Origin of the sequence: Gorillibacterium sp. CAU 1737 (assembly GCF_039888655.1) — a bacterium.
Classification (GTDB): Bacteria; Bacillota; Bacilli; order Paenibacillales; family NBRC-103111; genus Gorillibacterium.
Genome location: NZ_JBDQQO010000003.1, coordinates 18,044 through 35,436, shown reverse-complemented (window position 1 = coordinate 35,436; position 17,393 = coordinate 18,044). Strand labels below are relative to the sequence as shown.

Here is a 17,393-nt window from a genome sequence, read left to right as displayed (position 1 = left end):
TGTTCCTGTCGAAAAAACCAGAGAGGCTTGCCGAAAAAAATCGAAGGATTGTCGAACTCAGCGGCAGGTTCCATCCGCATCACAGGATAATCCCTCCGGGCCTTCGGATGCTTCCAGCGCTTGCTTGTTCAGTTGATCCTCAATAACCCGTTCCAACTGTTCCTTGCCCGCAATGCCCTGGATCACCTGATCTCCAATGAAAAAGGTCGGCACTGCCCGAATGTTCGCCTCGTATGCGTGCCGGAGCGCGGCCTGGTGAGCCTGCTTGTAGGTCCTTTCCGCGAGCGCCTGCCGAAACTCCCCTTCATCCAGCCCCACTTCCCCCGCCAGATGAGTCAGCACCTCGGGCTCTCCGATATTCTGTTCCTCTCCGTAAAAGGCCCGGAATACGCGGTCGTGATACGCCTTGCCCAATCCGCGCTCAAGCGCAAACTGGTAGCCCTCAAAAGCGAGATGCGTATACGGATGGGGCGAAACGTGCGGAAGCTTCATGTCCACTCCCCACCGCTTGGCGTATGGAGCAATGGTCGAATCCCAAGCCGCTTTCTTGGGAGGATCGTTCCATGGATCGAGAGGCTCGGCCGGATAGGGGCGCAGCTCGAACGGCATCCATTCCACCTCCACATCCTTTCCTTCAATGGCTTCCTCGAACGGACCCTTGCCCAGGTAGCAGAAGGGGCAGACATAATCGGAATACACTTGAATCTTGAGCGTCATCAGAATCTCCTCCTTGGAAGGAACGATTTGTAACCATTTTTGTTACAGGTTATAGATAAAAAACTAGGCAGGGAAAAGGATCGCCTGCATCATATCACTCAAGGTAACTTGGCTGAGTTCTCTCTCCATGGCCGTCTGAGCTCGGCAAAAGGCTCCCTGCAGCGCGGCCTGAATGTTCTGACCGACTGGACAGTCCGGATTCGGATGCTCATGAATGGCGAACAGCCCTTCCTTCGGATCGTCTTGAACGGCCCAGTAAATGTCCAGAAGGGTCAGCTCCTCCGGCAATCGAGTTAAACGAGCTCCCGCTACGCCGGGCATCGTCTGCACAAGCCCCGCTCGATTCAGCATGCCTATGATCCGCCGGATGACGACCGGGTTGGTGTTTACGCTCTCCGCTATTCGATCCGAGGACAGCCTCTCATCACGTTGGGTCACCAACAGCGACAGAATGTGCACGGCCACGGCAAATCGGCTGTTTCCCGTCATCCTCTCGCCCTCCCTCCACATTCAACACCTGTAACCATATTAGATACAACTATTCCTCCTGTCAAGCGAATCACCTCCAGCATGTCGGCGAGCTCCTCCCATGCCTCATCCCGGCTTTCGGCGGCGAAGTACTCCTCCCCCTCTTCCCTTAGCTTGGCATTCAGTTGGTCGCGGTATTCGGCTTCTTCCAGCACGCGCGTACGGCACACGCGGCCGCTCTCTCGGATGATCTCGGGAATGCCGTCCCGAACCAGCTTGGGGTAGGTCTTCATGGTTGTACTCTCCTTTTCCCAATGAAAACGGACATCCTCCACCCTTGGCCGCCTGAGTGTCGGCATCGGATGGCGTCGAGCCATCGCTAAGGTGTGGGGATGTCCGTCGGTTCTGTTAAGCGGACGACTAGGCCAGCTTGGTGCCGCAATTGGAGCAGAAATTCGCCCCTGACGTCTTCGTGCCGCAGTTCGGACAGAAGTTCGGCTTCTGTCCAGCGCCCGCTCCGGCAGGAGCATTCGCCGCACCCGCGCCACCGGCATTGGCTGGCCCGGCGTTGTTGGGGTTCAGGTTATTCAGCATCTCCTTGGCCATGTTCATGCCCATCATCATGCCGGCCATGTCCGAGGCTGCGCCCCCTCCCTTCACCTTGCCTGAAGCGATGCCGTCGGTCATGCTCACCTGCTGGTACTTCTGCAGGTTTCCGATCATTTCATGCGAAGCGGTCTTCGTAATCATGTCCTGAATTTCCTGCGGGTAATTGAAGCTCATCACCTGGAAGCCCGTGATCGACAGCCCGCTGTCCATCACCTGCATGTCGAGGTCCTCGCGAATGCCCTTCGCGATCTCATAAGCATTCGCCTGCAGGTTGAACATGTCCTTGCCCTCGCGGCTGATCCATTTCATGAGCAGTTGATCGAGCACCGCCGTGATGCGCAGCTTGACGTCCTCGACAAGGTAGCTTTCCTTCACGCCCGCTACTCGATCAATCAGCGTAACGTAGTCGCTCACCTTGAATTGGAACGTACCGTTGGCGCGAATCGGCATCCCGCCCGGAAGCTGGGGCGTCGGGATGAGCACCGGATTTTGCGTTCCCCATCGAACCGTGAACTCCTTCGTATTGACGAACAGCACTTCCACGCGCATGCCGCTGTTAAAGCCGAACTTGAAGCCCTTCAGCGTCGACAGGAACGGGATGATCTCAGACTCGATGTTGAAGGAGCCGTCCTCCTGGAAGATCCCCTCCACCTTGCCGTTGTTCAGGAAGATGGCATCCTGCCCCGGACGGATGATCAGCTTGCTGCCCTTCTTAATTTCCCGGTTGCTCCACTTCCAGAAGATCATGTCATCGCGGAACTCTTCCCATTCCACCACGTTGGAAAACTGATTTTTGAAAAAGACCATCTTGCTCCCATCCCTTCTCTTCGCTTAGTAGGAACCCCGGCTTCCGCTGTGCGAGTGGCCTCCGCTTGAGGTTCCACCGCCTCCTCCGCCGCCGGAGTTGTTGTCGTTTGAAATTTTGGTTTTGGTCACGGTTGTGCGAATGTAGCGATCTTCCTGATCCAGCAAGGACGAGCTATTGTGATTGAGATACGTCCCTCCGGTTACCGTTACCCGCCCGCCGGAGCGATAAGCCATCAGGCCGACCACCACTCCTCCGATCACCAGCGCTCCGCCAAGCTGAACCCAAATGTTAAACAGCGGGTTATCCGGGTTCACGCCCGGCTTAAAGCCCATGTAGCGGTTTGCTGTTTTGAGGTACTCCTCAAATGCCATTTTGTAGTTGTCATCGGACAAGTAAGGAGTGATCCGAGCCTTGATTTTATCCAGCCGTGCGTCATCCAGGTAGGTCTTCGCTTTATAGAAGCCCGCCAGGTAAAGCTCCCGGTTCTTCGTGTCGAGTGTTAGGATCGCCGCATTGCCATGAGTTTTATCATACCCCGGGCCATGCTCATCATAAAAATCCTCCGCCAGCTTCTGGACGTCTGTATTCTCAGGATTCAAGGTCGTGTAGATGATAAAATCCGTCTCCCGATCCGGTCCGTACTGATTGGCGAGCTCGTTCAGCTCCGTGCGCTCTTCCGGGCTTAACAGCCCGGCTTCGTCGTAGACTAAGGTCTTGTTTTCCCCTGCTGCCATCGTTGCCGGAATCCAAGCCGGGATACCGCTGAGCAGGAGGAATGCGACCAGAGCGAGAAGCAGCCTTTTTGTTCTCACAGGAATCCTCCTCCCATCAGCCATGCGGCGATCTTCAGAACCAGGAAAGAGGCAGCGGAGACGCCAGCAAACCAGCCAGCAACCTTCCCCTTGCTGATCGGCGGCTTGCCGACCACCTTGCCCGTCTGCCCATTCATGGCGAAGGTGTACTCCGCCCGATTGTAGTCGTACGCGACCATCCATACCGGAAGCAGAACGTAATCGGCCAAGTCAACTTCCGTATCGATCCGGTAATCGATCAAGCTTGCCGTCGTATATCCGGTGACCGTAGAGGAGACATAAGACTCGATGTAAGGCCGAACCTTACCTTGGGCTCGGGGGAGCAGTTCCTCGTCGTCGTAGCTGTATTTCTCGGCGAGATAGCCGGCCAGATAGGGCGTTTTGAATTCCTTCAATTCTTGGTAGGGAAAAGGCTCCAGCTTATCCATCAGCCCGTCGTTCATCTTGGCTGAAGCATCCACCGGCAACCGGACGAAGTTGGCCTGGACCTTTCGGTAAATCTCATAGTGCTGCGTCTCGGTATATTGGTACTCCCCTTTGACATAGGAGCGGACGCGAGTGGCTTGACCGTGAGCCTCTACCCGATGATTCAGGTCATACAGCCAGAAGGGTACATAGATCCCGGTGACGCTCTTGATTCGGTCTGCTGTCATGAAGCCCCTCGGGGTCAAGAGGCCCCGGCGGCACCACTTCTTGAACGCTTGCATCGCCTCATTCTTGCTGATGGCGAAGGGAATGACCAGCGCCGGAGCCAGCGCCCCCGACAGCCGATCGCTCAGCACGACGGCCGATCCGCAGAAGCTGCACGTCGTCGCGCTCGTCTCCGGTTCGGTGACGAGAACCGCTCCGCAGCTCGTGCAGTGGTACTCCTTGATTTCCTTATCCTCGAATACCTGTTTCTTCACAGGCTCGGTCAGCTGTTCGATGTTATCCTTCCGCCCGCAGCTCGGACAGGACAGCATTCCCGTCGCGCTGTCAAACACCATGCCGCTTCCGCAGTTCGGACATTTGTACTCCAAGACCGGCAATCCGCTCACCTCTATGCGCCCAACCGTCACTCGGTTGGCTTATTCAACTTCGCCTTCAATGCCTCCAGCTCATCACGAGGATTCGCACTCATCCGCTGTGCTGCGGCTTGCCGCTCCGCCGGGTCTCGATCCAGCTCGGCCAGCTCCCGCTCCAGGCGATCCCGTTCCCCGTTGCCTCTGAGCTCAGCCAGCGCCAGCGCCTCGTCGAGGGCCAGGCTCGTTTGGTCCCGAAGGGTTCCGAGCTTCGCCGTACCATCCGAGCCTGCTTGAGCTTTCCAGGCAGTTTGTCGTTCCGTCAGCTCGCGGATGTCTTCCGTCAGCTTATCCAGAAGCTGCTTCATCTTACCCGCATTGGACGACGCTTCCTCGTGGGCCGTTTGTAAGTCATTCCACAGCCCGACCTGCTTTTCCTTTTTCTCCAGAAAACGGAGCGCCGCATCGTCTTCCCCGTCAGCAACGGATTTCTCCGCATACCGCTCCAGCTTGCGAATCTCCGCCGTGCATTCATCGAGCGCCCGCTTGGCCCGGTTCTCCGCCGCCATAACGGCCGCTGTCTCTGCCTTGACGCTGCCGAGATCCTGATTCAGCCTGCGCATGTATTCGTCAATCCGAGCCTCCAGATCGTCGCCTCGCTTACCCAAATCCCCGATGTTCGCCTTCATGATCTCCGTAAACCGGGACAGAATCCCCATTCGCCAAGCCCTCCTTTGGTCGATGATGCTTCTCCCTCTATTATACCGAAATGGGCTGCTGTTGGTTTCATACCGACAAAAACCCTCCCCCTAGAGGTGTGTTTGGAATCCGAAGAAACCGATCAAATTTGACCGAAGACTCGGGATCGCCAACACGCTCTTGCTCAAGGGAAGGGCTTCTTTTCTTATCGAGGGAGAAGTTACAGCTTGCGAGCGAATTCATTGAGCCGCTCCGCCATGCGGTAGATGTCGTCGATGAAGGAGGCAATCTCCCGCGAGGAGCTGTCCTGCTCCCCGACGATCTTCGTGATCTCCTGAATGGACTCCTCCATTCGGCCGGAAGCGGAACGAAGCTGCCCGAGGGTATCCTGAATCGTCTGCGTAGAGCCGACGGTCGCATTCGCCAGCTTGCGAATCTCTTGGGCGACAATGCCGAAGCCCCGGCCCTTCTCTCCCGCATGCGCAGCCTCTATCGCCGCATTGATGCCGAGCAGATGCGCTTGGTCCGCCACTCCCTTGATCAGGGAGAGCACTGCCGACGTTCCCTTCACCTCGGTAACGGTCTGCCCGGCAAGAGCACGCAGATCAAGGGTGAACTGGGACAAGCGGGCGGAGCCTTCCGCCACTCGGGTCAACTCTTGGTTGGCGTGGCTGAGGGAGCGAGACAGCTCCTCCGAGATGTCCTTCAGCTCGCGCTGCCTGCGAAGCTGGACGGCAATACCGCCGATGACCTGTCCCTGGGAATCGTGCAGCGGCACAGCCGTCCCCGTAAACTCCACGCCGTAGAATTCCTTGGGGACATCGGCCCGAAGCGATACGTTCTCCTGGATCGCCCGCATGAGCGGCTCGTCGGGGCTCAGCTTCTGCCCTGCTTGGATATGCAGATCGAGCTCCTCTCCGGGCCAATAGCCGAGAAAAACCTCCCGGTCGCATACCGCTACAGACAGATCGGCGGGAATGGCTGTTTTCCAGACCGGCACCATGTTCACAAATGCTTGAAGAGAGGAAATGACCACTGTTTTGATCTCCTATTAAATGATATTTATTATCATTTAATATATCGACATCTCTTTTGCCGGAGTGTAGAGACCTCTCAAAATTCAGTCCGCAGAGGATGCCTTGTCGACGCGGTTCTTCCCTGGTCTCCTCTGGTTGGTCACTCCGTAGGGAACATGGGCACTTGGGGAAATGCTGGCCACCCCTTCGATATGGGAGATTTGATCGTCAAAAAAGATATGCGGACGGAATACCTTCAGAATCCTCCCCTTGTCGATCCCTCCCAGAAAGAAGGTCTCGTCCACATAGATTCCCCTTTTGCGCAGCGTGGTCACCACCCGCTCATGGGCCGGTGCGTTGCGGGCGGTGACGATGGCAATCCGAATGCAGGGGACATAGTCCGCTTCCTGCTCCATTCGCTTCTTCTCCCACTGCTGAAGCTTGGACAGCTCCCGAAGCAGAGGGCCGAGCGGTCCCTCCGGGAGCGCTTCATGCGCCATGTCCCTCTCCCGCGCATGGAAGGCATCCATCCTCTCCTGCTGAAAGATCGCTTCTGCCGAATCGTCGGCCAGAATGCCGTCGAAGTCGAAGGCGATGCGCAGTTGCTCTTCCTCATCGTCTACAAATTGCGTGGGAAACACCTTGGCAGCCGGCAGCCCCTTGGCCACGGCCGCCTCCACATCCGCCGTATTGCCGGAGAGGAACAGCGAGGCATGGAACGCCTCCATGTATTCGATGGGATTGGCCCCTCCCACAAAAGCAGCCCGAGAAATGTTCAGTCCGTATTGCCGAATGGAATTCATGACCCGCAGACCGGTGTCGGGATCATTGCGAGAGAGCAGCACCACCTCGACCGGCTTGTCATCTTCCGCTTCCCCATTGAGTCGCAGCAGCCTTTTGATCAACGGAAACGCTACCCCCGGAGTCAGAAGCTGCTCCTCATGCTCCCGCTGGTAGTCCCGATAGTCAGCCTCTCCCTGCTCGCGAAAATTCGATCCGACTCCGCCGGAGCGTGTTTGCAAACTGATTTCTGGCCGAAGAGGTGGAATGATTCTCCCTGAATCTAGTCATTCATGGCTAGTCTCCAGGCGATGTAGACCTGCTGTTCAGCCGTTTCATGGGTTTGCAAACACGCTCTAGATCAAACAAGGCGCTGGATGCAACCGAAACCACGAACTTTTTGTCAATGGGATACCCCATACCCATCTGGCTCCTCCTCTTTACCGCTTGTCCCTCTGGTTGTGTTTTCAAATCGGCTAGAAATCGCTATAGTTATCCTTATCATAAAGCGAAATGTCCAAAAGGAGAATCCTTGCATGACCCTTTACCTTGTTGTTCTGATCATCTTGCTCATCAGCGGCTCTCTCATGCTGGCGGTGGCGAATGGTGAGCCGCGCACCTTCATCGGCCATCGCACTCCGGCGAGCACGCGAACCCCCTTGACCTGGCGGTACGCCAACCGCATTGCCGGCTGGGTGACGATCACCGCATCCGTCGCCGCCATCGGCATCGGATTCCTGCTGCGTGATTCCATCGAGGCGCGCCGCAGCCTCGCCGCCCTCATCGCGGTGGCGGCCGTCGTCGTCGTCAACCTCATCGTGACAGAGACGGCGCTTCAGAAGCAATTTGATGCGGAAGGCAATCGACGAAACCGCCCGAATCTGGGGCCGTGAGAAGCACAAAAGGACGTCCGCCCCGGACGTCCTTTTTATACGGTCCGCACAGGCGGACATGAAACCTTTTCCAACCCCCTGCTGTCTACCTACTGAATCCCGATCAAAAGGTAGGTTTCGAATGCTGCCCCTTAACGTCTGAACACCACAACCAACATGGTGGAAGAGGTCAAGCTGATGGTTGCGATTCAGCAGAATGAGCAAGGAGCTTGGACCATTCAGCCCATCGATTCATTCGCCGGTTCCTCGTACCGAATGAACCATTCACCCAGAAGAGCATCGCTGGTGTAAGCCTCTGCAGGCAATTCCTTCTCGACGAAGGCTCGCACCGCATCAGACTCCAGATCGTACATCACTTCCAGCTCCTTAGAGAACAGCAGCTTCTCCCTCGGAAGCAGCTCCTTCAATGCGGGTACGGGACGCGCCGTCGGCGTCTCGTTCCGTACCTGCTTCAACGCCTCAATGTATTGCTGCAAGGAGCGGGCCCCGACCACCTTAACCCCCTGCTTTTCTTCATTGAGGAAAATGAGAGTCGGGAAGCCTCGTACACCGAGCGCTCTCGCCAGAGCGAAGTCTTCCTGCAAAAGGGAATGGCCCGCGCCATGCTCCGCCTCATTCACCACCGCTGCACCGTCCAGGCCGAGCCCCTCTACCAGTTCAATCAGGATCTCGTCCTTCCCAATGTTCCGGTTGAAGGCAAACACCGCTTCTCTTGCTCGGCGCAAAAATTCGTTGGCGAGTGCCGCATCCTGGATCTGAATCACTTTGAACACCCGGGAAGGCGGATAAGAGGATAGCACCGGATCGAGCCTCCACAACGAGCCGTCAATCGGCATGCGGGAGTGCTCGCCGACTTCCTTCCAGTGGAGCTCTACATCGGCCGGCTGGCTGATTCCGTTCTTGGCATCCCCAAAGCCCTCCCAGCTCTCCAGAAGCCCTCCCATTACCGTATGGAATCGGAAGAATTCCCCGTACTGTTCCTCAAACCGCCGGAGCACAGGCTCGAGCGCCCAGCAATGCGAGCAGATCGGATCGGTCACGTAATACAGATCTACCTTCTTCTGCGGTTTGCCGAGATCGATCCACTCCGTGCTCTCGTCGCCGGCCTCGCCGCACGTTCCTGTCTTCCAGTCACACGCCATGTTGTTCATGCGGATTCCTCCTTGTTTGACTCTTCATTTCGATTGGTACTGCTGCGCCCACTGCTGAACCGGTCCAAGCGCTTCGGTCAACGCCCTTCCCTTCTCTGTCAGTCGGTATGCGATAACCACCGGGGTTCCGTTCGTGACGACCTTCTCCAGCAAGCCGTGCTCCTGAAGCTCAGTCAGCTTCAAGGAGAGCGCCCGCGGTGTGATGTCCTTCAAATCGCGCTGAATCTCGGAGAAGTGCGCCTCCCCTTTCGGAAAAAGCGACAGGTAGTGAAGGATGAGCCCGTTCCATTTCCTCCCGAGAATGTGAAAGGAGTACTCCAGATAGGGACAAACTTGGATCATAAACGCGACCTCCTTTGACAGAAGTGTATCATATATATTTTATATTCGATATACTTTTTATAGTCGAAATTCAAAAAAAGAAACCCACTCATCGAGAGCAGGCTTCTTCTCCTAGCAAAAGGATGCTATTAATTGCGGATGAGGTAATCGAAAGCGCCGAGAGCAGCCGTAGCCCCCGAGCCCATTGAGATGATGATCTGCTTGTAGGCGCTGTTGGTGCAGTCGCCTGCGGCAAACACGCCGGGGAGGCTCGTCGCACCGTGACGGTCGACGACGATCTCGCCGAAGCGGTTGCGTTCAACGCTGTCGCCCAACCATTCCGTATTCGGCACGAGGCCGATCTGGACGAACACGCCCTGCAGCTCGACATGGTGCTCGGCTCCGGATTCCCGATCAATGTACGTGATTCCGTTCACTTTATCGGTGCCGGTGATTTCCTTCGTCTGCACATTCTTCAGAACCGTTACGTTCGGCAGGCTGAGTAACCGTTCCTGCAGAACAGAATCTGCCTTCAGCTCCGGCATGAACTCAAGCACGGTGACATGCTGGACGACGCCAGCCAGGTCAATGGCGGCCTCAATACCGGAATTGCCGCCGCCGATAACGGCGACATGCTTGCCTGCGAACAGCGGACCATCACAGTGCGGGCAATAAGCCACGCCCTTGTTCTTGAATTCCGCTTCGCCGGGAACGTTCACGTTACGCCAGCGAGCACCCGTCGAGAGGATGACGGTTTTGCTCTTCAGCACCGCTCCGCTCTCCAGTTCGACCTCGACGTAGTCCTTCTTCTCCACGCGTTTCGCGCGTTGAAGCTTCATGACGTCGACACCGTACTCGTTCACGTGCTCTTCCAGGCTCGCCGCGAGCTTCGGCCCTTCGGTGTATTTCATGCTGATGAAATTCTCGATGCCGAGCGTATCGAGCACTTGACCGCCGAAGCGCTCCGCCACGATGCCGGTACGAATGCCCTTGCGTGCAGCATAGATCGCCGCGCTGGCGCCGGCAGGGCCACCGCCAATGACGAGCACGTCATACGGCTCCTTGTCTGCGAGAGCGGATGCATCCGGCGCACTGCCGAGCTTGGCGAGAATCTCTTCGAGCGACATGCGGCCGCTTTCGAAGAATTCCCCGTTCAAGTAGACCGACGGGACCGCCATGATGCCCTTGCCTTCGACTTCATCCTTGAAGGCTCCGCCCTCCACCATGGTATGGCGGATGTTCGGATTAAGCACACTCATGACGTTCAGCGCCTGCACCACATCGGGGCAGTTGTGACAAGTTAAGCTAACATAGGTTTCAAACTGGTAATCGCCCTTGATCGCCTTGATCTGGTCGATCACGGCTTGCTCCACTTTGGGAGCCCGGCCGCTCACTTGAAGGAGGGCCAACACGAGGGAAGTGAATTCATGCCCGAGTGGAACACCCGCAAACGCGACACCGCTGTCTTCACCGACGCGGTTCACGCTGAAGCTGGGCGTCCGGGGCAGAGTAGCCCGTTCCACCGAAATCCGGGGAGAGAGGCTGGCGATCTCTTCAACGAGCGCCAGCACCTCTGCGGACACGGCGTCGGACCCTGCGCTTACCCGAAGGACGAGATCGCCTTCGAGCAGCTGCAGGTACTGGACCAATTGGCCCCTGATATCCGTATCCAACGCCATACGATCAGCTCCTTATGAGCTGCGAGGGAATTAGTATCCGCTTTTGCTGGCAAAAGCTCCACGATTTTAGGAATTTTGTCAGCAAATTAGCGGTACTTATTTCGTCGCAGTCTCTTAGATTTTGCCGACGAGGTCGAGGCTCGGCTTCAACGTAGCGGCGCCTTCTTGCCACTTGGCCGGGCATACTTCGCCGGGATGATTCCGCACGTATTGAGCGGCTCTGATCTTGCCTACCAGAATGCTGGCGTCGCGGCCGATACCGCCTGCGTTGATTTCAACGGATTGAATCGCGCCGTCCGGATCGATGATGAACGTGCCGCGATCAGCGAGACCGGAAGCTTCGTCCAGGACTTCAAAGTTACGGCTGATCGTATGGGACGGATCGCCGATCATGGTGTAGGTGATTTTGCCGATGGCTTCGGAGCTGTCATGCCAAGCCTTGTGGGTGTAATGCGTGTCCGTCGAGACGGAGTACACTTCCACATCGAGTCCCTTCAGGGTCTCGTATTGGTTCTGCAGGTCTTCGAGCTCGGTCGGGCAGACGAAGGTGAAGTCGGCCGGGTAGAAGCAGACCACGCTCCATTTGCCTTTAAAGTTCGCTTCCGTCACTTCAATGAACTTGCCGTTGGTGAAAGCTTCGGCTTTGAAAGGGAGCACTTCTTTTCCGATGAGAGACATATTCGAATTCCTCCTTGGATTTTGGTGTACAACCTTATTATACAGGTTTTGCTTCCCGAATTTCTAATCGAGATGCCCATGAGAATATAGTATCACCATTTCCGAATCCGTTCATGAAGCCACGATGAAGGATGGATTAACATTTGATGAGGCATCGCCTCTCTACAGAACCTTCCTTCACTGCCCGTTCTCTTATTAGTTCCCTCCTCGTTCTATGGGGATTGCCCTCTATAAAGCTATACCAGATCAATGCCTTGCTTGACCTCTGCCTCCTTGCATTCCAACTGAAACCCTTCCATGCGAACAGCGAGCAGTGGAGTAATCCGCCTCAGATCGGGAAAATAACGCTCATCTACCGAATCGATACGAATCCGTGCGAGGCGCGCCCGTCCCGTCCCTTCCAACCGCGTCAGCATCACCTTTCCCTCATGCATCTGACAGAGCGAGAAGCGGAAGAGTGAGGTCGACACCGGGAAGCGGGGACCGTAGGCTTTTGCCTTGGCCGTAAAGAAACAATCCTCCCCTGCGGCGATCCGAATCTCCTCTTCGTTTGCACTCCGCCCAGGCGAGAAGTCGAAGTGGGCGAGCTCCTTCGGAATCCCCCAATTGCGCCTTCCGTTCACCCTGCTTTCCTCGCTGGACACGTAAATTTTCGAGATGGAGGAGTAGGACTTTTTCTCAAACTCATACTTGCCGGGAACCAAAAGGATTTCCCGATACGGACCTGCGTCTGATGATCGATAATCCGCCAGCATGACACAGCCAAGCCCGCCTCGATAGGGAAGGTCTGCGTTGTAATGACTGTACCGATTTTCCGCAACGTCCTGCTTTTTGAACTTGTAGATGAGAAGGTACCCGTCTCCCTCAAGCTGCCAGGGAGCCGGTATTCGATGCGACATTGCTTTCCCTCCGTTTCCGCCATTTTCTTCTCCATACAGGATGGCCCATTTCTTCTTATATATCGGTGATGATCGGAGGGTTGATTAGCAAGCAAGCCGCTTCACGCAAAAAAGACACGGACGAGGAGCCGTCCGTGTCTTCCAGGGTTATCCCTTCCACAGCAGGAAGGAATACTCGTTAGTTGCTGCTCAGGTTAACCTGCTGCGTCTTCTCATTCCAGCTTACCGTAAGACCAAGAGACTGAGATAGGAAGCGAACCGGTACCAGCGTGCGGTTGTTCTTGAGGATGGCCGGCGCATCCAGGGTCACGCTCTTGCCATTCACTTGGGCTGTCTTGCTGTTCACGGTGAGGGAGACGGTATTTCCGCCGAGAACGGCGGTTACTGTCTGGGTAGCTTGATTCCAGCTCACGTTCGCCCCAAGCGCTTGCAGAATGGAGGAAACCGGCACCATTACCCGGTTATTCTGCTGAATGGGAGCCTGGTCCGGGAAGCGGATGACCGCCCCGTTGTAGGAGACCGTAATCCCCGTGCCAGCGCTTCCCGAAGGAGTCGCTGTCGAAGGGGAGGGGCTCGGCGCTGGCGTCGTACTGGTGCCCGTCGACGGGGAAGCCGTCGCGGTCGGCAGCGAAAGCACCTCGCGGCCGAGCTGGCCTTGCAGGTTTGCGAGGCGATTCAGCGCGAAGGTGAGAATCGAGCCGGACGCCATCGTCCCGCCTCCTCCTGGACCGCCGGCCGAATTGCCCGGTGTGCCGGTATTGGCGCCGGGTGCGCTCGTTCCCGCCGGAGGAGTGGCGGTGCTGCCATCCGGCCGTGCGGGCGGCGTTCCTCCGTTCGGTGCCTCGCCATTCGGCGGCGTGAATCCTTCCGGCGGTGCTGCCCCGTCCGGAGGGGTCATGCCGTCTGGCGGCGTCATCCCGCCTGCATCGCCGGCCTCCCCGGCAGAAGAGTACACGAGGTTCGATTCGAACTGTTCCATCGTATAGAACTTCGTCGGATCCGCCTTCACGTAAGGCCGAATCAGGCTGCTCAGCTCCGTGATGCGGGTCTGAATGGTCTCCAGATAATCCGTCAACTCATTGACGTAGGTCAGGTACTTCGCTTTGTACTCCGGTACAGCGAGCAGGTTTTTGATCAGCGGTACGCTGTCCAGGCTGATGCCGAGCACCGGTTCGTCGACGGAGACGGTCGTAGCATTGGTCGCCGTCGCAGTTCCGGTTGCGGTTCCGCGCCCGCCGCCTGTGCTGTACCCATTAAAGGACATATTGAAGTCCCACGGAACGACCGTGAAGTTCCCATTCGCGTTGCTGTACAGCATGTAGTTATGGCCTTTGTCGCCGTTGTAGCTGTCGTAGTTGCCGAATACAACGTTGCCGGCGATGTACTTCAAGGCTGAATCCACGTCCAGGACGCTCTCGATGCTGCCCTTTTGTCCATCCGGCATCTGGTTCAGCGTTTGGATGAACGCTTTCAGCTTAGCCTTGTCCTTGTCCGTGCCTAAATCTTCGGTCAGGGTGCTGTAAGCGCCATTTTCTTCATATTGGAGGTAGCTTTTTTCATCCGTGGCGTAGAGGACACCCTCCTTGTAGTCCTCGCCGTAATTCCGCTCCAGGTAGCTGTCGTCAATGGCCTCTACGCCGGTGTAGAACCCAAACAGCTCGCCATTGATGTAGAGGTTGACGAAAGTGGTCATCGGCACATCCATGCCGATGCTGCGCAGCGCCTCATAGTGCAGAACCTCACGCAGGTAGGACGGATCGGTGTAGTTGTTGTTCAGAACCATCTTGTCCAGCCCGAGCAGGGTTTGTTTCTTGTCATACTTGTCAAACTTGAGCCGGAAGCTGTAGCGGTCGGAATCCTCCATCCCCGCCACGGATTTCAGGGTCATGTTCCCTTTGGTCGAGAAGCCGACGTTGTCCAGCTTGTTGCCGTCAACCTCGACGCTTACGCTCTTGTACTCCTTGTCCAGCGGGCTGGCCAGGATGCTTTTCCAGTCCTCGTCGGAGATGGTGATGTTCACGGTAATGACTTGATCGGTTTGAAAAAGAGCGGCATACGCCGGAGTCGAGCTCTTGCTCTGCTCCGAGGCTGCTGTCGCTTCGGACGGGCTTCCCGTCCATGCCAACGGTGCGGTCACCAGTACCAGGGACAGAGCCCCTACGGCAAACCGCTTTAGTAAGCTGTTCACGGATTAAGTCCTCCTTTATAGGGTTTGAAGGGAAAGATCCCCTTTCATGAAGAAATTGTAAAGGAGAAACCTTTAGCGAAACTTAATTCAGGTAGCAGAAATTGACTTGCCGCTTGGGCTATGGAACGATAAGGAAAAGGGAGATGAGACGAATGCGGCCTACATATGGAGAGAGTTTGGAGTCACCTCCGGATCAAAGAAGCGGGCGCCGCAAGGGAGCCGGTCGAAAGCCGATCGGCGTCACGCGCAAGCTGTCCTTGACCCTGCCGCAAGCCTGCTGGGAAGAGATCGACCGCTGCCGCCAGAAAGGCGATTATTCGATATCCGAGGTTCTGCGATCCATCATCGAGGATCACCTGCAGAATGCCGACCTCGTATAACCCAAGGGGGAATAGCTCGCGATGAACGAAGGCTATGTGGAGGTCTCCCAGGGAAGGATCTTCTATCGAAGCACCGGACAAGGGGAACCTATCGTACTCATTCATGGAAATTTTAACGATCATCACATCTGGGACGAGCAGGTGGACCCGCTTTCCTCGCTCGCTCAGGTCATTTGCTACGATTTGCGAGGCTATGGCCTCTCGAGTACACCGACCACTGCCTTTTCCCACGTGAAGGACTTGAAGGCGCTGCTCGATCACCTGCAGGTGGAGGCGGTCACCCTCATTGGCTCTTCGCTTGGCGGAAGCGTCGCCGTCGACTTCGCTCTCGCCTATCCGGACCGGATTCGCAGGCTGGTGCTGGTTTCGCCCTCGCTATCAGGCAGCCGATACCCCACGAAGATGATCTGGCACGGGATCGCAAATGCCCTGCGGTTGCGCTTCAGGGGACCGGACAAAGCCATTGAGGCCTTCATCCACTCCCCCTTCTGGCAGTATTTCTTTCCCTCTGTGCACAAAGAAGAAGCAAGAAGGAAAGTGCTCGCAAACGTTCGGAACCCTCGCAATTTCTACCGCTTCCCGCTTTCCATCTCGGGTGCAGAGAAAAAGCCGGCCCTTCCGCGGCTGCATGAGCTTGATTCGCCCACATTGATCCTCATCTCTGATCAGGATCATCCCTATAATCAGAAGACCGCCGACACCCTGCATCGCCAAATCCACGGGTCAGCCCTCGCCGTGTTCCCCGGTTGCGGGCACCTTCCGTTCGTGGAGGAACCTGAGGAGTTTCAGAAGCAGGTATTGGGCTTTTTGAGAAAGGAAGGAACCCGATGAACCCCTATCTATTCGAATCTGAGCTCATCCGGCTCAGGCAAACGCAAGCGGAGGAAGTAGAGGTTGTATTGGCTTGGGAGCAGCATCCCGACCACGTTCCTTTCGTGGGACAATGGACGCGGGAGCAGCACCTCCGTTCACTGACCGACGAGGATCTACTGCATCTTGTTGTGGAAGATACTGCATCTGGACAAGCAGTCGGCTACCTCCTGCTCGCCGGACTCCTCCATCCCCACCGCAGCCTGGAATTCCGCAGAATCGTCATAGCACGAAAAGGCAGCGGCTTCGGAAGAGCCGCCCTGCAAGCAGTGAAACAACTAGCCTTTGAGCGGTATCACGCTCATCGCTTATGGTTGGATGTACGAGAACCGAATCGGCGTGCCTACCACCTCTACCGGTCCGAGGGGTTCGTCGAAGAGGGGACCCTGCGAGAGTGCATTCGGGTCCACGACGGTACCTACGAATCACTGATTGTCATGTCCATCCTGAGAAGAGAGTATGAAAGCTAGGAATCCATCACATTTCATCATTCGAAGCTATGCTATAATCCCCCTAAAGAGAAAGGATGTCGAATGATGAAGGATGCCGAGGCACTACATAAACTGCGCCAATCGCTTGAGCAATCGCTGCCGCTCGTCAAAGCGGTATTTCCAATCGATGTCATGTTTGCACTGACGAACCGAGAGCATTTTCTTTTCTACTTGCCGGGGGAAGAGATTGATATCCACGTTGAGGAAGGAACCCCCATCCCGGCAAGGAGCGGAATCCGAAAAGCACTTGATCAACAAGAACCCGTCTCCGTTGCGTTGGGCAAGGAAATATACGGGACACCCTTCAAGTCCACTACCTTACCGGTGAGAAACGAGGGGCAGGAGGTCATCGGCGCCTTTACCATCGGCATCAGCCTGACCCATCAGACGATCCTGAACGAGGCGGCGGAGCACTTGGCAACCAGCTCCGAGGAGATCCGAAGCGTCTCCGACGAGATTGCCGGCACCGCGACGGAGCTCGCTCAAGAGATCAGCCTGCTGAAGACGCTCGGTGAGCGCGTTGTCGCCGATTTGAGTAAAACTGACGCGATTCTGGCGTTCATGAAGCAGATTGCAGACAGCTCCAACCTGCTCGGTATCAACGCTTCCATTGAAGCGGCTCATGCGGGAGAGCATGGACGCGGCTTCGGGATCGTCGCCAAGGAAATTCGCAAGATGGCCGATTCCAGCGGCTCCTCAGCAAAGGAAATCAAGGAGATCGTGGACTCGATCCAGGATAGCATCACTCGACTCGGCAAGAAATTGGAAGGCAGCTACCTGCTAAGCGAGCGGCAGGCCGCCGCTACCGAGCAGATTGCCGCCTCCATGCAGCAGTTGTCTGCCTCAGCCGAAGACATTCGCCGGGTCGCGCAGCTTCTCTAAGCGGGAGCGGCACTCGTGCCGATTGAGAAAGACAAGAAACCGCCAGGCCTC

The 17,393-nt window shown here is 56.4% G+C and carries 20 protein-coding genes; 5 read left to right on the top strand and 15 right to left on the bottom strand.

Going from position 1 to position 17,393, the window contains the following annotated elements; genetic code table 11:
* Nucleotides 1-57 precede the first annotated feature (57 nt).
* The 9 genes from AAFN83_RS07620 to AAFN83_RS07580 all read right to left on the bottom strand — a co-directional run bounded on the left by AAFN83_RS07620 (nt 58) and on the right by AAFN83_RS07580 (nt 7,152).
* The gene (locus tag AAFN83_RS07620; RefSeq protein WP_347768329.1) at nt 58-717 is read right to left on the bottom strand and encodes a DsbA family oxidoreductase; all 660 of its coding nucleotides are present in this window, start codon (nt 715-717) and stop codon (nt 58-60) included.
* 63 nt (nt 718-780) lie between these two features.
* Nucleotides 781-1,206: an Rrf2 family transcriptional regulator gene (locus AAFN83_RS07615; RefSeq protein ID WP_347768328.1), complete on the bottom strand. Its 426-nt coding sequence runs from the start codon at nt 1,204-1,206 to the stop codon at nt 781-783.
* Nucleotides 1,203-1,478, bottom strand: coding sequence for a nucleoside triphosphate pyrophosphohydrolase (locus tag AAFN83_RS07610; RefSeq protein ID WP_347768326.1), 276 nt, complete (start codon nt 1,476-1,478; stop codon nt 1,203-1,205). The genes AAFN83_RS07615 and AAFN83_RS07610 overlap by 4 nt, the downstream gene beginning before the upstream one ends.
* A gap of 127 nt (nt 1,479-1,605) precedes the next feature.
* Nucleotides 1,606-2,601, bottom strand: a complete 996-nt coding sequence (locus AAFN83_RS07605; protein ID WP_347768325.1) for an SPFH domain-containing protein — start codon at nt 2,599-2,601, stop codon at nt 1,606-1,608.
* Between the two features lie 24 nt (nt 2,602-2,625).
* Nucleotides 2,626-3,438 carry a TPM domain-containing protein gene (locus AAFN83_RS07600; protein WP_481810490.1) on the bottom strand — a complete coding sequence of 271 codons (813 nt, stop codon included), beginning with the start codon at nt 3,436-3,438 and terminating at the stop codon, nt 2,626-2,628.
* A complete protein-coding gene (locus AAFN83_RS07595) occupies nt 3,411-4,442 on the bottom strand; it encodes a TFIIB-type zinc ribbon-containing protein (protein WP_347768322.1) in 1,032 nt (343 codons plus the stop codon). The genes AAFN83_RS07600 and AAFN83_RS07595 overlap by 28 nt, the downstream gene beginning before the upstream one ends.
* A gap of 26 nt (nt 4,443-4,468) precedes the next feature.
* Entirely contained in the window at nt 4,469-5,134 is a 666-nt protein-coding gene (locus AAFN83_RS07590; RefSeq protein WP_347768321.1) for a PspA/IM30 family protein, read from the bottom strand.
* 200 nt (nt 5,135-5,334) lie between these two features.
* Nucleotides 5,335-6,150 (bottom strand): methyl-accepting chemotaxis protein, encoded by an 816-nt coding sequence (locus tag AAFN83_RS07585; RefSeq protein WP_347768320.1) that lies wholly within the window; start codon nt 6,148-6,150, stop codon nt 5,335-5,337.
* 84 nt (nt 6,151-6,234) lie between these two features.
* A complete protein-coding gene (locus tag AAFN83_RS07580; protein ID WP_347768318.1) occupies nt 6,235-7,152 on the bottom strand; it encodes a 5'-nucleotidase in 918 nt (305 codons plus the stop codon).
* 294 nt (nt 7,153-7,446) lie between these two features.
* Here AAFN83_RS07580 and AAFN83_RS07575 point away from each other — a divergent pair, with 294 nt between their 5' ends.
* Nucleotides 7,447-7,803 carry an SdpI family protein gene (locus AAFN83_RS07575; protein WP_347768317.1) on the top strand — a complete coding sequence of 119 codons (357 nt, stop codon included), beginning with the start codon at nt 7,447-7,449 and terminating at the stop codon, nt 7,801-7,803.
* A 218-nt stretch (nt 7,804-8,021) separates the two neighbouring features.
* Here the strand turns inward: AAFN83_RS07575 and AAFN83_RS07570 are convergent, their stop codons facing one another.
* The 6 genes from AAFN83_RS07570 to AAFN83_RS07545 form a co-directional block, all read right to left on the bottom strand.
* On the bottom strand, nt 8,022-8,960 hold the full coding sequence (locus AAFN83_RS07570; protein WP_347768798.1) for a DsbA family protein: 939 nt from the start codon (nt 8,958-8,960) through the stop codon (nt 8,022-8,024).
* Nucleotides 8,961-8,978: 18 nt separating this feature from the next.
* Nucleotides 8,979-9,293, bottom strand: a complete 315-nt coding sequence (locus tag AAFN83_RS07565; RefSeq protein WP_347768797.1) for a winged helix-turn-helix transcriptional regulator — start codon at nt 9,291-9,293, stop codon at nt 8,979-8,981.
* A gap of 131 nt (nt 9,294-9,424) precedes the next feature.
* Nucleotides 9,425-10,954, bottom strand: a complete 1,530-nt coding sequence (gene ahpF, locus AAFN83_RS07560; protein ID WP_347768316.1) for an alkyl hydroperoxide reductase subunit F — start codon at nt 10,952-10,954, stop codon at nt 9,425-9,427.
* Between the two features lie 114 nt (nt 10,955-11,068).
* The gene (gene ahpC / locus AAFN83_RS07555; protein ID WP_347768315.1) at nt 11,069-11,632 is read right to left on the bottom strand and encodes an alkyl hydroperoxide reductase subunit C; all 564 of its coding nucleotides are present in this window, start codon (nt 11,630-11,632) and stop codon (nt 11,069-11,071) included.
* Between the two features lie 236 nt (nt 11,633-11,868).
* Complete coding sequence (locus tag AAFN83_RS07550) at nt 11,869-12,531, bottom strand: acetoacetate decarboxylase family protein (RefSeq protein WP_347768313.1); 663 nt, start codon at nt 12,529-12,531, stop codon at nt 11,869-11,871.
* Between the two features lie 178 nt (nt 12,532-12,709).
* Nucleotides 12,710-14,719 carry a CotH kinase family protein gene (locus AAFN83_RS07545; protein WP_347768312.1) on the bottom strand — a complete coding sequence of 670 codons (2,010 nt, stop codon included), beginning with the start codon at nt 14,717-14,719 and terminating at the stop codon, nt 12,710-12,712.
* Between the two features lie 152 nt (nt 14,720-14,871).
* Between AAFN83_RS07545 and AAFN83_RS07540 the strand changes: the two genes are divergently transcribed.
* The 4 genes from AAFN83_RS07540 (at nt 14,872) to AAFN83_RS07525 (ending at nt 17,342) form a co-directional block, all read left to right on the top strand.
* A complete protein-coding gene (locus AAFN83_RS07540) occupies nt 14,872-15,099 on the top strand; it encodes a hypothetical protein (protein WP_347768310.1) in 228 nt (75 codons plus the stop codon).
* Nucleotides 15,100-15,120: 21 nt separating this feature from the next.
* Nucleotides 15,121-15,930 carry an alpha/beta fold hydrolase gene (locus tag AAFN83_RS07535; RefSeq protein ID WP_347768309.1) on the top strand — a complete coding sequence of 270 codons (810 nt, stop codon included), beginning with the start codon at nt 15,121-15,123 and terminating at the stop codon, nt 15,928-15,930.
* Entirely contained in the window at nt 15,927-16,439 is a 513-nt protein-coding gene (locus tag AAFN83_RS07530) for a GNAT family N-acetyltransferase (RefSeq protein WP_347768307.1), read from the top strand. The genes AAFN83_RS07535 and AAFN83_RS07530 overlap by 4 nt, the downstream gene beginning before the upstream one ends.
* Before the next feature lie 66 nt (nt 16,440-16,505).
* Nucleotides 16,506-17,342 carry a methyl-accepting chemotaxis protein gene (locus tag AAFN83_RS07525; RefSeq protein ID WP_347768306.1) on the top strand — a complete coding sequence of 279 codons (837 nt, stop codon included), beginning with the start codon at nt 16,506-16,508 and terminating at the stop codon, nt 17,340-17,342.
* Nucleotides 17,343-17,393: the final 51 nt, after the last annotated feature.

Bases quoted from the DNA above. Each gene is read 5' to 3' on its own strand.
- AAFN83_RS07550 (WP_347768313.1), bottom strand. From the start codon at position 12,531: ATGTCGCATCGAATACCGGCTCCCTGGCAGCTTGAGGGAGACGGGTAC.
- AAFN83_RS07610 (WP_347768326.1), bottom strand. From the start codon at position 1,478: ATGAAGACCTACCCCAAGCTGGTTCGGGACGGCATTCCCGAGATCATC.
- AAFN83_RS07620 (WP_347768329.1), bottom strand. From the start codon at position 717: ATGACGCTCAAGATTCAAGTGTATTCCGATTATGTCTGCCCCTTCTGC.
- AAFN83_RS07575 (WP_347768317.1), top strand. From the start codon at position 7,447: ATGACCCTTTACCTTGTTGTTCTGATCATCTTGCTCATCAGCGGCTCT.
- AAFN83_RS07600 (WP_481810490.1), bottom strand. From the start codon at position 3,438: ATGGCTGATGGGAGGAGGATTCCTGTGAGAACAAAAAGGCTGCTTCTC.
- AAFN83_RS07615 (WP_347768328.1), bottom strand. From the start codon at position 1,206: ATGACGGGAAACAGCCGATTTGCCGTGGCCGTGCACATTCTGTCGCTG.
- AAFN83_RS07590 (WP_347768321.1), bottom strand. From the start codon at position 5,134: ATGGGGATTCTGTCCCGGTTTACGGAGATCATGAAGGCGAACATCGGG.
- AAFN83_RS07535 (WP_347768309.1), top strand. From the start codon at position 15,121: ATGAACGAAGGCTATGTGGAGGTCTCCCAGGGAAGGATCTTCTATCGA.
- AAFN83_RS07525 (WP_347768306.1), top strand. From the start codon at position 16,506: ATGAAGGATGCCGAGGCACTACATAAACTGCGCCAATCGCTTGAGCAA.
- AAFN83_RS07605 (WP_347768325.1), bottom strand. From the start codon at position 2,601: ATGGTCTTTTTCAAAAATCAGTTTTCCAACGTGGTGGAATGGGAAGAG.
- AAFN83_RS07530 (WP_347768307.1), top strand. From the start codon at position 15,927: ATGAACCCCTATCTATTCGAATCTGAGCTCATCCGGCTCAGGCAAACG.
- ahpF (WP_347768316.1), bottom strand. From the start codon at position 10,954: ATGGCGTTGGATACGGATATCAGGGGCCAATTGGTCCAGTACCTGCAG.
- AAFN83_RS07540 (WP_347768310.1), top strand. From the start codon at position 14,872: ATGCGGCCTACATATGGAGAGAGTTTGGAGTCACCTCCGGATCAAAGA.
- ahpC (WP_347768315.1), bottom strand. From the start codon at position 11,632: ATGTCTCTCATCGGAAAAGAAGTGCTCCCTTTCAAAGCCGAAGCTTTC.